At 31.9% G+C, this 15,735-nt stretch carries 14 protein-coding genes; 3 read left to right on the top strand and 11 right to left on the bottom strand.

Annotated elements, in window-relative coordinates; all coding sequences use genetic code 11:
- Positions 1-5 precede the first annotated feature (5 nt).
- Complete coding sequence (gene lpxK / locus OS191_RS07945; RefSeq protein WP_267155169.1) at positions 6-1,010, top strand: tetraacyldisaccharide 4'-kinase; 1,005 nt, start codon at positions 6-8, stop codon at positions 1,008-1,010.
- Here the strand turns inward: lpxK and OS191_RS07940 are convergent.
- The 10 genes from OS191_RS07940 to OS191_RS07895 form a co-directional block, all read right to left on the bottom strand.
- Positions 1,007-3,232 carry an ATP-binding protein gene (locus OS191_RS07940; protein ID WP_267155168.1) on the bottom strand — a complete coding sequence of 742 codons (2,226 nt, stop codon included), beginning with the start codon at positions 3,230-3,232 and terminating at the stop codon, positions 1,007-1,009. The genes lpxK and OS191_RS07940 overlap by 4 nt on opposite strands.
- 42 nt (positions 3,233-3,274) lie before the next feature.
- Positions 3,275-4,279, bottom strand: coding sequence for a type I glyceraldehyde-3-phosphate dehydrogenase (gene gap, locus OS191_RS07935; RefSeq protein ID WP_267155167.1), 1,005 nt, complete (start codon positions 4,277-4,279; stop codon positions 3,275-3,277).
- A complete protein-coding gene (lipA, locus tag OS191_RS07930) occupies positions 4,279-5,157 on the bottom strand; it encodes a lipoyl synthase (protein ID WP_267155166.1) in 879 nt (292 codons plus the stop codon). Before lipA ends, gap begins: the two co-directional genes overlap by 1 nt.
- A 106-nt stretch (positions 5,158-5,263) precedes the next feature.
- A complete protein-coding gene (locus OS191_RS07925; protein WP_267155165.1) occupies positions 5,264-5,812 on the bottom strand; it encodes an RNA polymerase sigma factor in 549 nt (182 codons plus the stop codon).
- Entirely contained in the window at positions 5,803-6,915 is a 1,113-nt protein-coding gene (locus OS191_RS07920) for a glycosyltransferase (RefSeq protein WP_267155164.1), read from the bottom strand. Before OS191_RS07920 ends, OS191_RS07925 begins: the two co-directional genes overlap by 10 nt.
- A gap of 6 nt (positions 6,916-6,921) precedes the next feature.
- Entirely contained in the window at positions 6,922-7,125 is a 204-nt protein-coding gene (locus OS191_RS07915) for a membrane or secreted protein (protein ID WP_267155163.1), read from the bottom strand.
- Positions 7,126-7,276: 151 nt separating this feature from the next.
- Positions 7,277-8,074, bottom strand: coding sequence for an anti-sigma factor (locus OS191_RS07910; protein WP_267155162.1), 798 nt, complete (start codon positions 8,072-8,074; stop codon positions 7,277-7,279).
- Between the two features lie 8 nt (positions 8,075-8,082).
- Entirely contained in the window at positions 8,083-8,616 is a 534-nt protein-coding gene (locus OS191_RS07905; RefSeq protein WP_267155161.1) for an RNA polymerase sigma factor, read from the bottom strand.
- Between the two features lie 137 nt (positions 8,617-8,753).
- A complete protein-coding gene (gene murB / locus OS191_RS07900; protein WP_267155160.1) occupies positions 8,754-9,767 on the bottom strand; it encodes a UDP-N-acetylmuramate dehydrogenase in 1,014 nt (337 codons plus the stop codon).
- Positions 9,767-10,957: a pyridoxal phosphate-dependent aminotransferase gene (locus OS191_RS07895; protein WP_267155159.1), complete on the bottom strand. Its 1,191-nt coding sequence runs from the start codon at positions 10,955-10,957 to the stop codon at positions 9,767-9,769. Before OS191_RS07895 ends, murB begins: the two co-directional genes overlap by 1 nt.
- Positions 10,958-11,082: 125 nt before the next feature.
- On the opposite strand from OS191_RS07895, the gene OS191_RS07890 reads away from it, so the two are divergent.
- The gene (locus tag OS191_RS07890) at positions 11,083-12,426 is read left to right on the top strand and encodes an aspartyl protease family protein (protein ID WP_267155158.1); all 1,344 of its coding nucleotides are present in this window, start codon (positions 11,083-11,085) and stop codon (positions 12,424-12,426) included.
- A gap of 53 nt (positions 12,427-12,479) precedes the next feature.
- On the opposite strand, the gene OS191_RS07885 is transcribed toward OS191_RS07890, so the two are convergent.
- Entirely contained in the window at positions 12,480-12,905 is a 426-nt protein-coding gene (locus OS191_RS07885) for a DUF1573 domain-containing protein (RefSeq protein WP_267155157.1), read from the bottom strand.
- A gap of 184 nt (positions 12,906-13,089) precedes the next feature.
- On the opposite strand from OS191_RS07885, the gene OS191_RS07880 reads away from it, so the two are divergent.
- Positions 13,090-15,726, top strand: a complete 2,637-nt coding sequence (locus OS191_RS07880) for a valine--tRNA ligase (protein ID WP_267155156.1) — start codon at positions 13,090-13,092, stop codon at positions 15,724-15,726.
- The last annotated feature ends 9 nt before the right edge of the window (positions 15,727-15,735 follow it).

Genomic DNA, 15,735 nt, shown 5'->3' with positions numbered 1-15,735 from the left:
CTTTAATGAAATTCTTACGCTACATCTTATTTCCTATTGTTCCAATCTATTATTTAGTGACTTGGACCAGAAATAAATTATACGACCTAGGTTGGAAGAAAAGCAAATTTTATGCATTTCCGGTTATTTGTGTTGGTAATTTAAGTGTTGGTGGTACTGGAAAAACACCAATGATTGAATATTTGGTTCGCTTATTAAAATCTGATTATAAACTGGCCACTTTGAGTAGAGGATATAAACGTGAAAGTGAAGGTTTTAAATTGGCGAGTACTGCAGATTCAGCAAAAACCCTAGGAGACGAACCTTTTCAATTTTATAATAAATTCGGGGATGAGATTCTCGTTGCTGTAGACGCAAATAGACAAAATGGGATTGAAAACTTGCGTGCCTTGAATAATAAGCCAGATGTTATATTGTTGGATGATGCTTTCCAGCATAGAAAAGTACATGCTGGGTTTAATATCCTGTTGACGGCATACGGGGATCTGTATTGTAACGATATTGTTTTGCCAACTGGCAACCTTAGAGAGCCTAAGAAAGGTGCTAAGCGAGCTCATATAATTGTGGTAACCAAGTGCCCAATTAATATATCTGATAAAGAAAAAAAAGAGATTAGAGTTAAGTTAAATTCTGAAGTTGGTCAGTCGGTTTTTTTTAGTTCAATTTCTTATTCTAAAAATATTCTCTCCCAAACAAAACGTTTAGATTTTACTCAATTAAAAGGCTTTACATTGGTTACTGGAATTGCGAATCCAGATCCATTGCTTCAATATTTAAAGTCGAATAATTTAGAATTTAATCATTTAAACTTTAAAGATCATCATAATTTTTCTGCTAAGGAAATTTCAGATTTATCCCAATTGGATAATATACTTACAACCGAAAAAGACTTTATGAGATTAAAGGATGAACCCAAATTACAAGGTAAATTATTTTATCTGCCTATAGAGATTTCTGTAGATAATCCAGGCGTATTTAATAAGGAAATCTTAAATTTTGTTAGTTCTTAAACTGTTCCGGAATCTTGTTGGATTAACGCTTCGTAAAGTTTCTTTTCGAAATCTTCTTGTTTGAATGGTTTAGAGATAATATCGTTAAATCCTGCTTCATCAAACTCATGCATTTTATCTTCAAGTGTTACTGCTGTAAGTGCAAAAATAGTGATGTCTTTATTAAAGGTTCTAATAAGCCTTGTTGCTTCTAGACCACTAATTCCTGGCATGTGGATATCCATTAAAATAACATGGTATTTTTTGTCTCTTACCATGTTTACGGCATCTTCCCCATTATCAATAACATCACAGCTTAGTTTCATTTTGTTAAGGATTTTCTTTGTAATCATCTGATTAATTTTATTATCCTCAACAACTAAAATACTAATGTCTTTTAAGTCTATTTCGTTGATATCTTTAAAGTAGTGGACTTCTTCGCGAGTTTCAACTTTTTCAGCATATTTTAAAGGGATTTCAAAGGTGAATTTAGAGCCTTTTCCAAGTTCACTTTTTAGAGAAATAGTTCCTTTTAAAATTTGAATTAATCCTTTTACAATAGAAAGTCCTAACCCTGTTCCGCCATATATTCTGTTAATTTGAATAGATCCTTGAGAGAAGCTTTCAAAAAGTTGGTTTTGTTTTTCTTCGCTAATTCCAATACCGTTGTCTTCAATTTCAAATCTCACACTGTATAAGTCGTCTGTCACACGTTCTTTAAATGCTCTAACCCAAATGTCTCCATCTTTTGTAAATTTAATGGCATTTCCAATTAGATTAATTAAGATTTGAGAAATTTTAATTTGATCTGCTACGTAATTCTCTGGAAGGTTAGGGTCATACTCTAAATGAATTTGAATATTATTGTCTGAAGCAGAGTTGTTTAAAGCTGCAATAATATTGGTCATTTTCTTTTTTAAGTTGAATGCTTCTGGTTCGATATCTGCTTTATTAGCTTCAATTTTATTAATTTGAAGGATATCGTTAATAAAGGTTAATAGGTAATCTCCAGAAAATTTAAGAGATTGAAGATGCTGAATTTGGTTTGGCTTTGGATCTTCTTCTAAAAGCATGTTTGTTAAACCAGTAACAGCATAAAGGGGTGTTCTTAACTCATGAGTTACGGTTGATAAGAAATTTGCTTTGGTTTTAGATGCAAGCTCAGCTTTTTCTTTAGCAACAATTAACTCAGCATTTTTTTTGTGCAGCATGTTATTCGTCTTTAAACGAATGTTGTTGTTTTTGTAAAGTGATAAGGTTAATAAAGAAAGAATGGTAATTAACGCAATACTTAAAATAGTTGTTAGCTTGTTTAAATTATTAGCTGCTTTTTGTTCTTCTAAGTCGGCCAATTGCTTTTTCTGATATTCAGTTTGGGTTTCTATTAGTAATTGCATTCTCTTCTCTTGAGAAAGACTACTTCTTTTAATCGACAATAAAGAGTCATTTAATTTAATATGATTCTTTAAATACTCGTTGGCTAATTTGTAATTTCCTGTGTCTTGATAAAGATTGCTTAGTATTAAATAGCCGTCGTTTAAAATGTTATTGAAACTATATGTTTTTGCAATTTTAAGTCCTTCATTTGCTTGGTCAATAGCATCTTCTGTTTCGCCTAAATTAAATAGTGCAGTTCCTAAATTCATTTTAGCACTGCTTAGTATTTTTTCTAAATTGTATCTTTTTGCTACCGAAATAGACTTAAGTAAATGAGTTTTAGCATTTTTATAGTCTTTTAGTCTAATGTATGTAACACCTTCATTTAGTAGAACTTCTGCAACAAAATTATCTAAATCTTCTTGTTCAAAAAGTGTTTTTGCAGATTTATAATAATCTAAAGCTTGTTGGTATTGTTTCTTGCTGGTATAAACATTTCCAAGAGTTTTATAGGTTTCAGCTAGATTTATATCGTCTTTTGCAAAACGCTGAACTTCGTTTGCTTTTATAAGAAATTTAATAGCTTCATCTTGTTCTTCAATAATATATTGAAGCTTTCCAATTTTTGAGTAGATAATTCCTATACTTTTTTGGTTGTCTATTTTAATAGCCAACTCTAAAGCCTCTTCATATTTTTCTTTAGCTTCGAAATAGGAGTTTTTTTCAATATCTTTTTGTGCTTGATTAATACGGAAATCAATGGTGTTTTGTATAGTTTCAGGGTCTTCATCTATAGATGTTTGAGATGAAACACTAAAGCTCAACAACAGTATAATAGCACATATGTAATTGCTGAATCGGGACATTTTTTAGTTAACTAGTAAAAACAAATATAAATATTTATTCGATTAAAGTTGCTTTTTTATCGACAAATTGCAAATTAATTCAATGATTCTGCTAGAATAACCTGTTTCATTATCATACCAACCAATAATTTTTACCATATTTCCTATAACTGAAGTCATTTGAGAATCGAAAACACAAGAGTGTGTATTGCCAACAATATCAATAGAAACAATAGGGTCTTCGGTATATTCTAAAATACCTTTATAATCATTTTTAGATGCAAATTTAAAAGCGTTATTAATGTCTTCACTACTAACCGTTTTTTCCACATTAAAAGTAATATCTGTTAGAGAACCGTTTGCTACAGGAACTCTAATACCACAGCCGCCAATAACGTCTGATAATTCTGGAAATATTTTTGTTAGAGCTTTTGCAGCTCCTGTGGTTGTTGGTATTATAGACTGTCCTGCAGCTCTGGCACGGCGTAAATCTTTATGAGGTTGGTCGTGTAAGCTTTGATCGGAGGTGTAAGAGTGAACCGTAGTTATATAAGCCTGTTTTACCCCACAGAGTTTGTTAATGATGTCAATCATTGGCGCAGCATTATTTGTTGTGCACGAGGCATTAGACACTATAGTTTCATCTCCAGTTAATATGTTATCGTTTACTCCTAAAACTAGAGTTTTAATATCGTCTTCTAGTGGTGGAACACTTAAAATAACTTTTTTTGCGCCATTTATAATGTGATTTTCTAGAGCTTCCTTAGTTTTAAATTTTCCAGTAGCTTCTATTACAAAGTCTACTTTAAAAGGTTTCCAATCAATATCTTTTGGATGATTTGCTTTAGAAAAAGGTATTTTTATATCATTTACTATTACATGTTCATCATCAAAAGAAATAGTTTCATTAAATATGCCATGAATACTGTCGTATTTTAATAAATGACTAAGTGTTCTGGTATCTGCTAAATCGTTTACAGCAACAACTTGAATGTTTTTGTTGCCTTGTAATAATCTAAATACGCGTCTGCCAATGCGTCCAAAACCGTTTATTGCAACATGTATCATTAATTAATGTGTTTTTGTGCTTTATAGGAAGAACGGACTAAAGCACTACTTTCAACATGTCTGAAGCCTAAATCTAATCCAATATGTTTGTATTCATCAAATTGGTCAGGTAAAATAAACTGTTTTACAGGTAGATGCTTTTTACTTGGTTGTAGATATTGTCCAATGGTAACCACATCAACATCATTTTCTCTAAGATCATGAAGTGTAGCGATTACTTCTTCGCGAGTTTCTCCAAGACCAAGCATAATACCAGATTTTGTTCTTCGTTGCCCTTGATCTTTTAAGTATTTTAGAACTCCTAGACTTCGGTCGTATTTGGCTTGAATTCTAACTTCACGGGTTAGTCTTCGTACAGTTTCTATGTTATGTGATACAACTTCAGGGGCTACGTCAATAATTCTATCTATATGTTGTTCGATACCTTGAAAATCTGGAATTAACGTTTCTAAGGTTGTTTCAGGATTCATTCTGCGAACTGCTTTTACAGTTTCTGCCCACATAATACTTCCCATATCTTTTAAATCGTCTCTATCAACACTAGTTAATACTGCATGTGTAATTTTCATGAGTTTGATAGAACGTGCCACCTTTTCAGGTTCATCCCAATCAAGGGTTTCTGGTCTTCCGGTTTGTACCCCACAAAATCCACATGAACGTGTGCAGATATTTCCCAGAATCATAAAGGTTGCCGTTCCTTCTCCCCAACATTCTCCCATATTTGGGCAACTTCCAGAAGTACAAATTGTATTTAGTTTATACTTGTCTACAAGACTTCTTAGTTCAGTATATTTTTTTCCAGTAGGTAGTTTTACACGTAACCATTTTGGTTTGGCTTCCCTTGCAGGTAATATATTAGAAGCTGTTTCGTTGTTCATTTACAATTTGTTTTGTAGCACAAATATACAAAAGTAAGGTGTAACTAATTATTAAGGATGTTAAAAATGGAAGAAGTAAATGGTGGATTAATTTGAAAATTTAGACCTATTTGTTTTTAATAATTTCAGCAAGTAGTTTTTTTGCTCGTAACAGCTTAACCTTGATGTTATTTATAGGTTCGTTTAATTCTTTAGAAATATCTTTATAGCTTAGTTCTTGAAAGAATCTTAAATTTATTATTTCCTGATAATGAGGTTTCAGTTTTTTAATATCACGTAATAATTTGGCTAAATTTTGTTCTGTGATTAATTTGTCTTCAGCTGAAGGTGATTCGTCTAGAATGTCATAAAAAGAATCTTCATTGTCATTAGATATTGTATTTGAAGGTTGTCTCTTTTCTTTTCGAACTAAATCTATATGAATGTTTTTTGAAATAGCAACTAGCCAAGTATTAAAGGCGTATTTTTCGTCGAATGATTCTATTTTATCGAATGCTTTAGAAAATGTTTGAATGGTAATGTCTTCAGCGTCATTTTCATTTTCAATCCGTTTAAGTTGAAATCCATATACATAATCCCAATAAGTGTCCAATAAGAAGTTAAATGCTTTTTGGTCGTTTTGTTTGGCTTTTTGTATAGCTTCTTTTATTTCCAATGTTTAGGTTTAGAGATCAGATTGTTTATAAAGATACTTAACTGGAAAGCTATTAAAAAAAGTTCTAAAACGGGGATGTAAATTAATAAATCTTTTTCCTTTAGTTTTTCCGAAGCTTTATTATAAACAATAAACTGGGCAACCTGTCTTATTAGAAAAAGAGCAAGCACAAATTCCCATTTAAATAAAGGTATAAATAAAGCAATTGCCAGATTCCAAAACAATATATGAGAGATATAAAACAAAGCCAGTAAATATTTGTGTTTTGCTTTGTAATGAGTAGCCGTTGTTATATGTCTTCTTTTTTGTGTTTTCCAGTCTTTGTATGTGGTTTTAGGAGTTGATTCTGTAAAGCTTTCTTCTGAAAAACAGATTTCTGTATTTTGTTTTGTTGCAATTTGGTTGATAAATAAATCGTCGTCTCCAGAACGAATATACATGTGATTCATAAAACCGTTTGCATTAAAAAACTCTTCCTTTTTATAGGCTAAGTTTCGTCCAACTCCCATATATGGCAAACCAATTTTTGCAAAAGAAAAGTATTGAATAGCTGTTAAAAGTGTTTCAAAACGAATTAATTTATTAAGAAATGATTTTTTAATTTTAGAATAGCCTCCATATCCAAGAACAATAGATTTTTCATCTAAAAAACAAGAGCTCATTTCTGTAATCCAATGTTTTGAAACAGGTTTGCAGTCTGCATCTGTAAACAGTAAGTGGTTGTGTTTGGCTGCTTTAATACCAAGAGTTAACGCGTATTTTTTATTTGCCCAAAAAGCTTCGTTATTTACTACATTAACAAGTTTTATATTGTTGTGAAGATTGGCAAAACTTTCCATAACCTCAAAAGTGTCATCATAAGAAGCATCATTTATTAAAACAATTTGAAAATTTGGATAGTCTTGATTAATGATGGATGGTAGAAACTTTTTTAAATTTGCTGCTTCATTTTTAGCGCAAATAATAATAGAAACGGGAATGTTTTTAGGGGTTTCTTTTTTTGCTTTTAAGAAAGCAAATTTTCCGAAGAAAAAAATATAGAAAAAAACTTGAATACTAACTACAGCTACAAATAAGTAGAGTAAAACATCAAGTAGCATCATGTAATTTTAAGAATGTGAAGGTTCGTTACAATCGGCATATTGTTCTGGTGTTTTTCCACAAAAACCACAAGATTCACCTTCTTTATTAAGAGCAGGATTCTGACTAGCACATGTGCCAGCAAATTTCCCGTCTTTTTTTGCCCAAAGTTTTATAGCTATTCCTGCAATGGAAATTCCCAATAAGATTAAAGTAATAAATAATAATTTCATGAGTTCTCTTATTTTTTAAGTAAGAAGGAACCTTTTTTGGTGCCTTTAAATTCTCTGCAAATTTACAGATTTTTAATGACAATAGTTAATAATAAAGCCTCACTTTATTATTTTAAAGTGAGGCTTTAGGTTAAAAAGTTGAGTGAACTTTTTAATTGTGTTTTTGAAGGGCTATTTCTGCTACAGAGTTTTCTTTAGAACCAGTTTGGTTACCACCTTTATTCTCTATAGTAATACTTAAGCCTAGAGCGTTTTCTGTGTAAGGAATTTGCTTAAGCTCTCTATCTGTTTCGCTTAAAATTCCTAGACTAACCATTTTGTCCTGCATTTCTGCCCAAATTTGATAACATTGTTCTTCTGGTAGTTGTGGTAAAGAAACCACATCTATCATGGAAGTTTTATCTTTAGGGTTTATGTATGCAACAGTTTTAAGGTTCTTAGCTCTATTGTTGCCCTTAATAATGTACTTTTCAGTTTCTGGATTATTAAGTTGTTTAAATTGTTGCATGATATCATTCAGTCTATTGTTGTTTAGGCTAATATCATTTCTTAAATCGTAGATTTCATCAACAATTTTCTGATTTTCAGTTTTTAAATTTTGGTTTTGTGTAAAAAACACAAACGAACTTCCTGCAAAAATTAAAGCGGCAAAACTAGCAGCAATACTTAAATGGTACCACTTTTTATATTTTTTTGTTGACTTTATATTTATAACAGGAGCACTATCTAACTCATTTAAAATAGTATTTAAAATGTGTTTTGGAGCTTCAACAGCATGACTTTTAGAAGCTATTTCTAAATTAGTTTGTAATGTGTTGTATGCATTCTGAACTTCTGGGTATTGTGAAAGGTATATTTCAACTTTTTCTGTTTCAGCAGAAGTAGTTTCACCTAAAAGATATTTTTCTAATAGGTCAGAATTTAAAAATGTAATTATTTTATCATTCATGACTCGTTTTATTCCGGATTGTAAATTTTTTTCAATTCACGTAATCCAATTTTTAATCTCGATTTAATGGTTCCAAGTGGAATATCTAATTCGTCACTTGCTTCTTGTTGTGTCATACCCTCAAAAAAGAGTGCATTAATAACAATTTGATATTTTTCATCTATAGATTTAAGATGGGTTTTAATATCCATAACATCTTGATTTAAACTCTCCGATGTTAACTTATATACGTTTGAAGCTTCAATTTGGACTTCCTTATTAGTTTTATTTGTTTGAGATCGAACTTTATCAATGGCAGTATTATAAGCAATTCTATATAACCAGGTAAAAAGTTTAGCTTTTTTTACATTATAAGATTTGGCATTTTTCCAAATCTTAATAAAGGTTTCTTGAAGCGCATCTTGGGCTAAGTCCTCGTCGTTCAATACTTTTAAAATGACACCATACAGAGCGTCTGCATAATTTTCGTATAACAGGGTAATGGCTTTTTTATCTCCTTTTTGGAGTAAGCTAACAATTTCCGTCTCAATGGGTGTGCTCAAGCTTAGTTAATTATGGGTTATAATGATGTAAATAAGTTCAAAGTTAGAGATTTCTTTTTAATTTGAACTTAACTTAGCTTTTTGTTTTAATTGAAATTGAATTGACATCTGTTTGAAAGTGATACTTATATGCTTATTTAGATAATATTTACCTCTGCTTGGATGGCTATGTTAAAAAGTTGATTGACTGTTTTTTGAATTAGTCTAGCCAACTCTAAAATATCATTGCCATTAGCGGTTCCATAGTTAACCAAAACCAAAGCTTGTTCTTTATGAACGCCATAATCCCCAAATTGTTTTCCCTTAAAGCCTGTTTTTTCAATTAACCAACCAGCTGGAACTTTTATTTCGGTGTCTGATACTGTATATCCTGGAATGTCTGGAAAGTTTTCTTTTAATTTTGAATACGCGTTTGTTGAAATAACGGGGTTTTTAAAAAAACTACCGCTATTACCAATTTTTTTTGGATCTGGAAGTTTACTTTGTCTAATTTTTATAACAGCTTTCGATACGTCCTGAATGGTGGGATGAACAATCTTCATTTCAGCTAGTTGATTGGAAATAGAACCATAAGAAGTATGAAGCTTATGATTTTTTTTAGAAAGTTTAAAAGTTACGTTACAAATAATGCTTTTTCCTTTTTCTTCTTGCTTAAAAATGGAGTTTCTATAATCGAACTTACAGTCCTCTTTGGTGTAAGTTTTTAAGGTTTTTGTTTTAATATCTAGCACTTCGCAAGACACAAAAGCATCTTTTAATTCAATCCCGTAAGCTCCAATATTTTGTATGGGAGCAGAACCCACATTCCCTGGGATTAATGATAAATTTTCTAACCCTCCAAAATCATTCTCCAAACACCAAAGTACAAATTCATGCCAGTTTTCACCAGCATGAGCTTGAACAATTACAAATTGGTCATCTTCAGAAATAATAGAAATGCCCTTGATGTTTAAATGTAATACAAGGGCATCAATATTTTTTGTTAGTAGCATATTACTGCCACCACCTAAAATAAAAATTTCAGGATGGTTCTTTAAAGTAAGAGCTTGTTTCAGTTCTTCAACACTTTGAATGGTTACAAAATGTCTAGCTAAAGCATCTATGCCAAAGGTGTTGTATGGTTTTAAAGATATGTTGTGTTTAATTTGCACTAATCTTTATATACTTTCAGGGCTTCTTTTAAAATGCTAACAGCTTTAATAAGACTCCCTTGGTTTAAAACATAAGCAATTCTAATTTGGTTTAATCCAACTCCAGGAGTAGAATAAAAACCAGCTGCAGGAGCAACCATAATTGTTTCTCCATCTACGTCGAAACTTTCTAAAAGCCATTGAGCAAAAGCATCAGAGTTTTTAACAGGAAGTTCGACAATACAATAAAAAGCTCCTTTTGGTTTTGCTACTTTTACACCTTCAATTTTCTCTAATTCAGAAATTAAAGTGTTTCTACGTGCAACATATTCTTCAATAACATCATCAAAATAACTTTGAGGTGTTTGTAAAGCAGCTTCACTTGCAATTTGTGCCAATGTTGGAGGGCTTAATCTTGCTTGAGCAAATTTTAAAGCTGTAGAAATAACGTCTTTGTTTTTAGAAACAATACAACCAATTCTAGCACCACACATACTATAGCGTTTAGATACAGAATCAATCATAATAGCATGTTCTGCAATATCTTCTTCTTGCATGATGGAATAGTGTTGTACGCCATCGTAAGCAAATTCTCTATAAACTTCATCTGAAATTAAAAAGAGATTATGTTTTTTAACAATATGAGCTAATTTCTTAATCTCTTCTTTGGAATATAAGTAACCCGTAGGGTTTCCAGGATTACAAATTAAAATAGCCTTAGTTTTCGGAGTAATTAATTTTTCAAATTCTTCAATTGGAGGTAAAGCAAAATTATCTTCAATTTTAGAGATTACAGGCACAATATTTACACCAGAAGCTGTGGAAAATCCATTGTAATTGGCGTAGAATGGTTCTGGAATTATTACCTCATCGTCAGTATCCATAACACTTCCAAAAGCAAACATTAAGGCTTCGCTTCCACCAGTAGTTACAATAATATCACTTTTAGTCAGGTGGATATCATGTTTGCTATAATAATTAGCAATTTTAGTTCTGTATTCGTCAGAGCCTTCAGATCTTGTGTATGCTAAAATTTCCAATGAATGTACCTTAACAGCATCTAAAGCTATTTCAGGAGTTTTAATGTCTGGTTGTCCAATATTTAAATGATAGACCGTTTTTCCTTGTTTATATGCCATTTCAGCATAAGGAACTAGCTTTCTAATAGGCGATTGTGGCATGTGCTGCCCTTTTTTTGATATACTTGGCATGATACAGTTAAATTAAGAAAACAAAGTTCCGAAATTTATCTTAAAGTTTTTTTAAATTAACGTACTAAATGAAAATTCATGTCAAAAGTTTCGTAAATTTAAGTTTAAACACTTTTCTGTAGCTTATGAAAAAAAATATCTGGATTATCTTATTAGCTATTTCTTTTATTAATCTAGGTTTTTCTCAAGGCAAGTTTGTTATTCAAAATAAAAAGGAATCTGATAAGATTCGCTTTAAGCTTATTAATAATCTTATTATCATTCCAGTTGAAATTAATGGCATTGAATTGTCTTTTTTGTTAGATACAGGGGTTAATAAATCTATTATTTTTAACTTCTTAAACATTACAGATACTCTTCAAATTAAGAATACCGAAACTTTTTTTTTAAGAGGTTTAGGTGAAGGGGAAGCCATTAAAGCTTTAAAATCTAAAGGTAATATTTTAAAAGTAGGCGACGCCATTAATATCAATCAAGAGTTATTTGCAGTGTATAATCCCAATCTCAATTTTGCACCAAGATTAGGTATTCCATTACACGGAATAATTGGTTATGATTTATTTAAAGATTTTGTAGTTGAAATAAATTATACCTCTAAATATATTAGACTAACAAATCCCGATGTTTATAACTACAAAGCCTGTCGTTCCTGTGAAACATTGAATATGGAGTTTTATAAAAACAAGCCTTACGTTTATGCAAAAGTTAAGATAAAAGAAAAACAGATTCCTGTTAAGCTATTGATAGATTCTGGAGGAAGCGATGCGTTATGGCTTTTTGAAGATGATAGTTTAGGGATTGAGGCAGGAAAGGTGTTTTTTGATGATTTTTTAGGGCATGGATTAACAGGAAGTGTTTATGGAAAACGGTCTAAGATAGATGGGTTTTCAATTAATCATTTCAACCTAAACCATGTGAATGTGTCTTTTCCAGATCCTGAATCTTTAGTTTATGTAAAACAACATAAAGATAGAAATGGGAGTATTGCTGGAAATGTCTTAAAGCGTTTTAACCTGATTGTAGATTACCCAAATAAAACTATGACATTTGATAAGAATAGGCACTTTCAAGATCCCTTTAGTTATAATAAAAGTGGGATAGAATTAGAACAAAATGCTGTAAGGCTAATTAGACAAAAAGATTATAATTATTTATCTGAAGGTAGTTTTCTGGGAAGTGAAAACAATGCTTCTAAAACATCTGTTGTTTTAAGTACCAAGTATAAACTTACTTTAAAACCTGCATATTCTATTGTGGAACTTCGTAAAGATTCTCCAGCACATCAAGCCGGATTAATGATTGGGGATGTGCTGTTGTCTATAAATAATAAATCTACAGATAGATATACCCTTCAAGAGGTTATGCACATGTTTTACGATAAAGATGGTCAACGCATTAAACTTGAAATAGAAAGAGAAGGTGTGGTGTTGGTCTTTGTATTTTATTTAAAAGATGTTTTTAAGCCATAAAAAAAGCCATGATTTTTAAAAATCATGGCTTTTTTGTAAATTTTAATTAGCAATTATTGTTGCATAACACTTTCACTCTTTTTTTCAAGAACACTTGTTTTGCTTGGATCAATAACTTCTCCTTTAATTTTTAAAGCTACAGTTGGTGTATCTGCATTAGAAATTACAGTTATAGTCTTTCTAATTGGCATAACACGGTTTGTGTCGTATTTTACTTGAATTTCACCAGTTTCACCAGGTAAAATTGGTCCTTCCGGTTTTTTTGGAACCGTACATCCACAACTGGAATTAACTTTAGAAATAATTAAAGGGGCATTTCCGGTATTTGTAAACTCAAATACACGAACACCATCAGCTCCTTTGTCTATTGTTCCGTAGTCAATAACATCTGTTTTAAACTCAATTTTTGCTGCTTTTTCTTGAGCAGAAACAGAGAAACTCAACAAACTGATGAACAATACTGTAAATAAATGTTTCATAATTTTATTATTTATAAGTTGGTAAACTTACTTACTTTTTAAGTATTTTACAAAATTTTTAGACGTATGACACAGTTATAATAATGTTAAACTTATATAAAGGGACATTATACATCCAGATAATTTTATAAAAAAATAAATATAAGTACTTTTGCATGTTATATTTCAAAAACTATTCCAAAGTATGCAAATTCCATCAAAATATGATGCCAGTCAAGTAGAAAGTAAATGGTACAACTACTGGATGAAACATAATTATTTTCATTCTACACCAGACGAAAGAGAGCCATATACCATTGTAATACCTCCACCAAATGTAACAGGAGTCTTGCATATGGGGCACATGTTAAATAATACCATTCAGGATGTTTTAATACGTCGCGCACGTTTGTTAGGTAAAAATGCGTGTTGGGTTCCAGGAACAGATCATGCGTCTATAGCAACAGAAGCAAAGGTGGTTGCCAAACTAAAAGAACAAGGAATAGACAAAAATAGTTTAACACGCGAAGAGTTTTTGGCCCATGCCTGGGATTGGACGCACGAATATGGTGGCGTAATCCTAGAACAACTTAAAAAATTAGGTTGCTCTTGTGACTGGGACAGAACTAAATTTACAATGGATGACGATATGTCTGAAGCTGTAATTAAAGTCTTTGTCGATTTGCACAACAAAGGTCTAATTTATCGAGGCTACAGAATGGTCAACTGGGATCCAGAAGCAAAAACCACACTTTCAGACGAAGAGGTAATTCATGAAGAACGTCAAGGACTCTTATACTATCTGGAATATGCTATTGAAGGAAGCGACGAAAAAGTGACTATTGCAACTACACGTCCCGAAACTATTTTGGGAGATACCGCTATTTGTATTAATCCTACCGACGAGCGTTTTTCTCATTTAAAAGGGAAAAAAGCCATTGTGCCATTATGTAATCGCGTCATTCCAATTATTGAAGACGAATATGTGGATGTGGAATTTGGAACAGGATGTTTAAAAGTAACGCCTGCTCACGATGAAAATGATAAGAATCTTGGCGATAAACACAAATTAGAAGTTATTGATATTTTTAACGACGATGCCACTTTAAATAGCTTCGGAATGCATTACGAAGGAAAAGATCGTTTTGTTGTTAGAAAAGAAATTTCAAAAGAATTAGAAGAAAAAGGCTTTTTAGTTAAAACCGAAACACATATAAATAAAGTAGGAACCTCCGAACGTACCAAAGCTGTAATCGAACCAAGATTAAGCGACCAATGGTTCTTAAAAATGGAAGATCTGGTAAAACCTGCTATCGATGCCGTTTTAGGAGAAAATGCTGAAATCAAGTTGTTTCCTAAGAAATTTGAGAACACCTACAGACATTGGATGGAGAATATTCGCGATTGGAATATTTCTAGACAATTACTATGGGGACAACAAATTCCAGCCTACTTCTATGGCGACGGAAAAGATGATTTTGTGGTAGCAGAAACTATCGAAAAGGCTGTTGAATTAGCAAAAACGAAAACCAACAACCAAGAGATAACAGCTAAAGACTTAAGTCAAGACACAGATGCTTTAGATACCTGGTTCTCTTCCTGGTTATGGCCAATAAGTGTGTTCGATGGAATAAGACATCCAGAAAACGAAGATATAAACTATTATTATCCAACCAACGATTTAGTAACTGGTCCAGACATTTTATTCTTTTGGGTAGCAAGAATGATTATTGCCGGATACGAATATAAAGATGAAAAACCATTTAATAATGTGTATTTAACTGGATTGGTAAGAGATAAGCAACGACGAAAAATGAGCAAATCTCTTGGGAATTCTCCTGATGCTTTAAAACTTATTGACGATTATGGCGCAGATGGGGTTCGGGTTGGTTTACTATTAAGCTCGGCTGCTGGAAACGATTTAATGTTCGATGAAGCTTTATGTAACCAAGGAAAAGGCTTTGCTAATAAAATTTGGAATGCTTTTAGATTGGTAGATGGATGGGAAGTTGATAATTCTATTCCACAACCAAAATCGAGCGAGATTGCTATTGAATGGTTTGAAGCGAAGTTTCAAAAAACACTCATCGACCTTGAAGATCATTATAGCAAATACAGATTGTCCGATGCTTTAATGTCGACCTATAAATTAATTTGGGACGATTTTGCTTCTTGGTTATTGGAGATTGTAAAACCTGCCTATCAGCAACCTATTGATGCTAAAACCTTAAAGAGTGTTGTTGTAATTTTTGAAGATATTTTAAAAGTATTACATCCATTTATGCCGTTTCTTACTGAAGAAATCTGGCAGTATATTTCTGAAAGAACAACAGAAGAAGCTCTGATTATTGCAAGATGGCCAGAAACCAAACCAATTGATGAAAACCTTATTTCAGAATTTGAATTTGCTCAAGAGGTGGTTTCAGGAATTAGAACCATTAGAAAAGAAAAAAATATTGCTTTTAAAGATGCTATTGGTTTTTCAGTGATAAATAATGAAAAATCGGCAACTACTTTCGATGAGGTTATTGTAAAACTAGGTCATTTAGAAAGTATAGATTATACTTCAAATGCTGTAGAAGGCGCTTTAACCTTTAGAGTAAAATCTAACGAATATTTTATTCCAATGGCTGGAGCAATTGATGTGGATGCTGAAATTGAGAAACTAAACCAAGAACTTAAATATACAGAAGGCTTCTTAAAGTCCGTTCAGAAGAAATTATCAAACGAACGTTTTGTTTCAGGAGCCCCAGAGCAAGTTATTAAGAACGAGCGAAACAAAGAAACTGATGCCTTGGCTAAAATAGAAACCTTGAAGGCTAGTTTGGCTAGTTTGAAATAAATGCAACCT

Origin of the sequence: Xanthomarina sp. F2636L (assembly GCF_026410195.1) — a bacterium.
Classification (GTDB): domain Bacteria; phylum Bacteroidota; class Bacteroidia; order Flavobacteriales; family Flavobacteriaceae; genus Xanthomarina.
Note: the sequence above shows the minus strand (reverse complement) of the source record. Positions and strands in the feature narration are given on the sequence as shown.

Excerpts from the sequence above, each read along its gene's own strand:
- OS191_RS07920 (WP_267155164.1), bottom strand. The coding sequence starts at position 6,915 with ATGATGCTACTTGATGTTTTACTCTACTTATTTGTAGCTGTAGTTAGT.
- OS191_RS07885 (WP_267155157.1), bottom strand. The coding sequence starts at position 12,905 with ATGAAACATTTATTTACAGTATTGTTCATCAGTTTGTTGAGTTTCTCT.
- OS191_RS07910 (WP_267155162.1), bottom strand. The coding sequence starts at position 8,074 with ATGAATGATAAAATAATTACATTTTTAAATTCTGACCTATTAGAAAAA.
- OS191_RS07940 (WP_267155168.1), bottom strand. The coding sequence starts at position 3,232 with ATGTCCCGATTCAGCAATTACATATGTGCTATTATACTGTTGTTGAGC.
- gap (WP_267155167.1), bottom strand. The coding sequence starts at position 4,279 with ATGATACATGTTGCAATAAACGGTTTTGGACGCATTGGCAGACGCGTA.
- OS191_RS07915 (WP_267155163.1), bottom strand. The coding sequence starts at position 7,125 with ATGAAATTATTATTTATTACTTTAATCTTATTGGGAATTTCCATTGCA.
- lipA (WP_267155166.1), bottom strand. The coding sequence starts at position 5,157 with ATGAACAACGAAACAGCTTCTAATATATTACCTGCAAGGGAAGCCAAA.
- OS191_RS07890 (WP_267155158.1), top strand. The coding sequence starts at position 11,083 with ATGAAAAAAAATATCTGGATTATCTTATTAGCTATTTCTTTTATTAAT.
- OS191_RS07880 (WP_267155156.1), top strand. The coding sequence starts at position 13,090 with ATGCAAATTCCATCAAAATATGATGCCAGTCAAGTAGAAAGTAAATGG.
- lpxK (WP_267155169.1), top strand. The coding sequence starts at position 6 with ATGAAATTCTTACGCTACATCTTATTTCCTATTGTTCCAATCTATTAT.
- OS191_RS07895 (WP_267155159.1), bottom strand. The coding sequence starts at position 10,957 with ATGCCAAGTATATCAAAAAAAGGGCAGCACATGCCACAATCGCCTATT.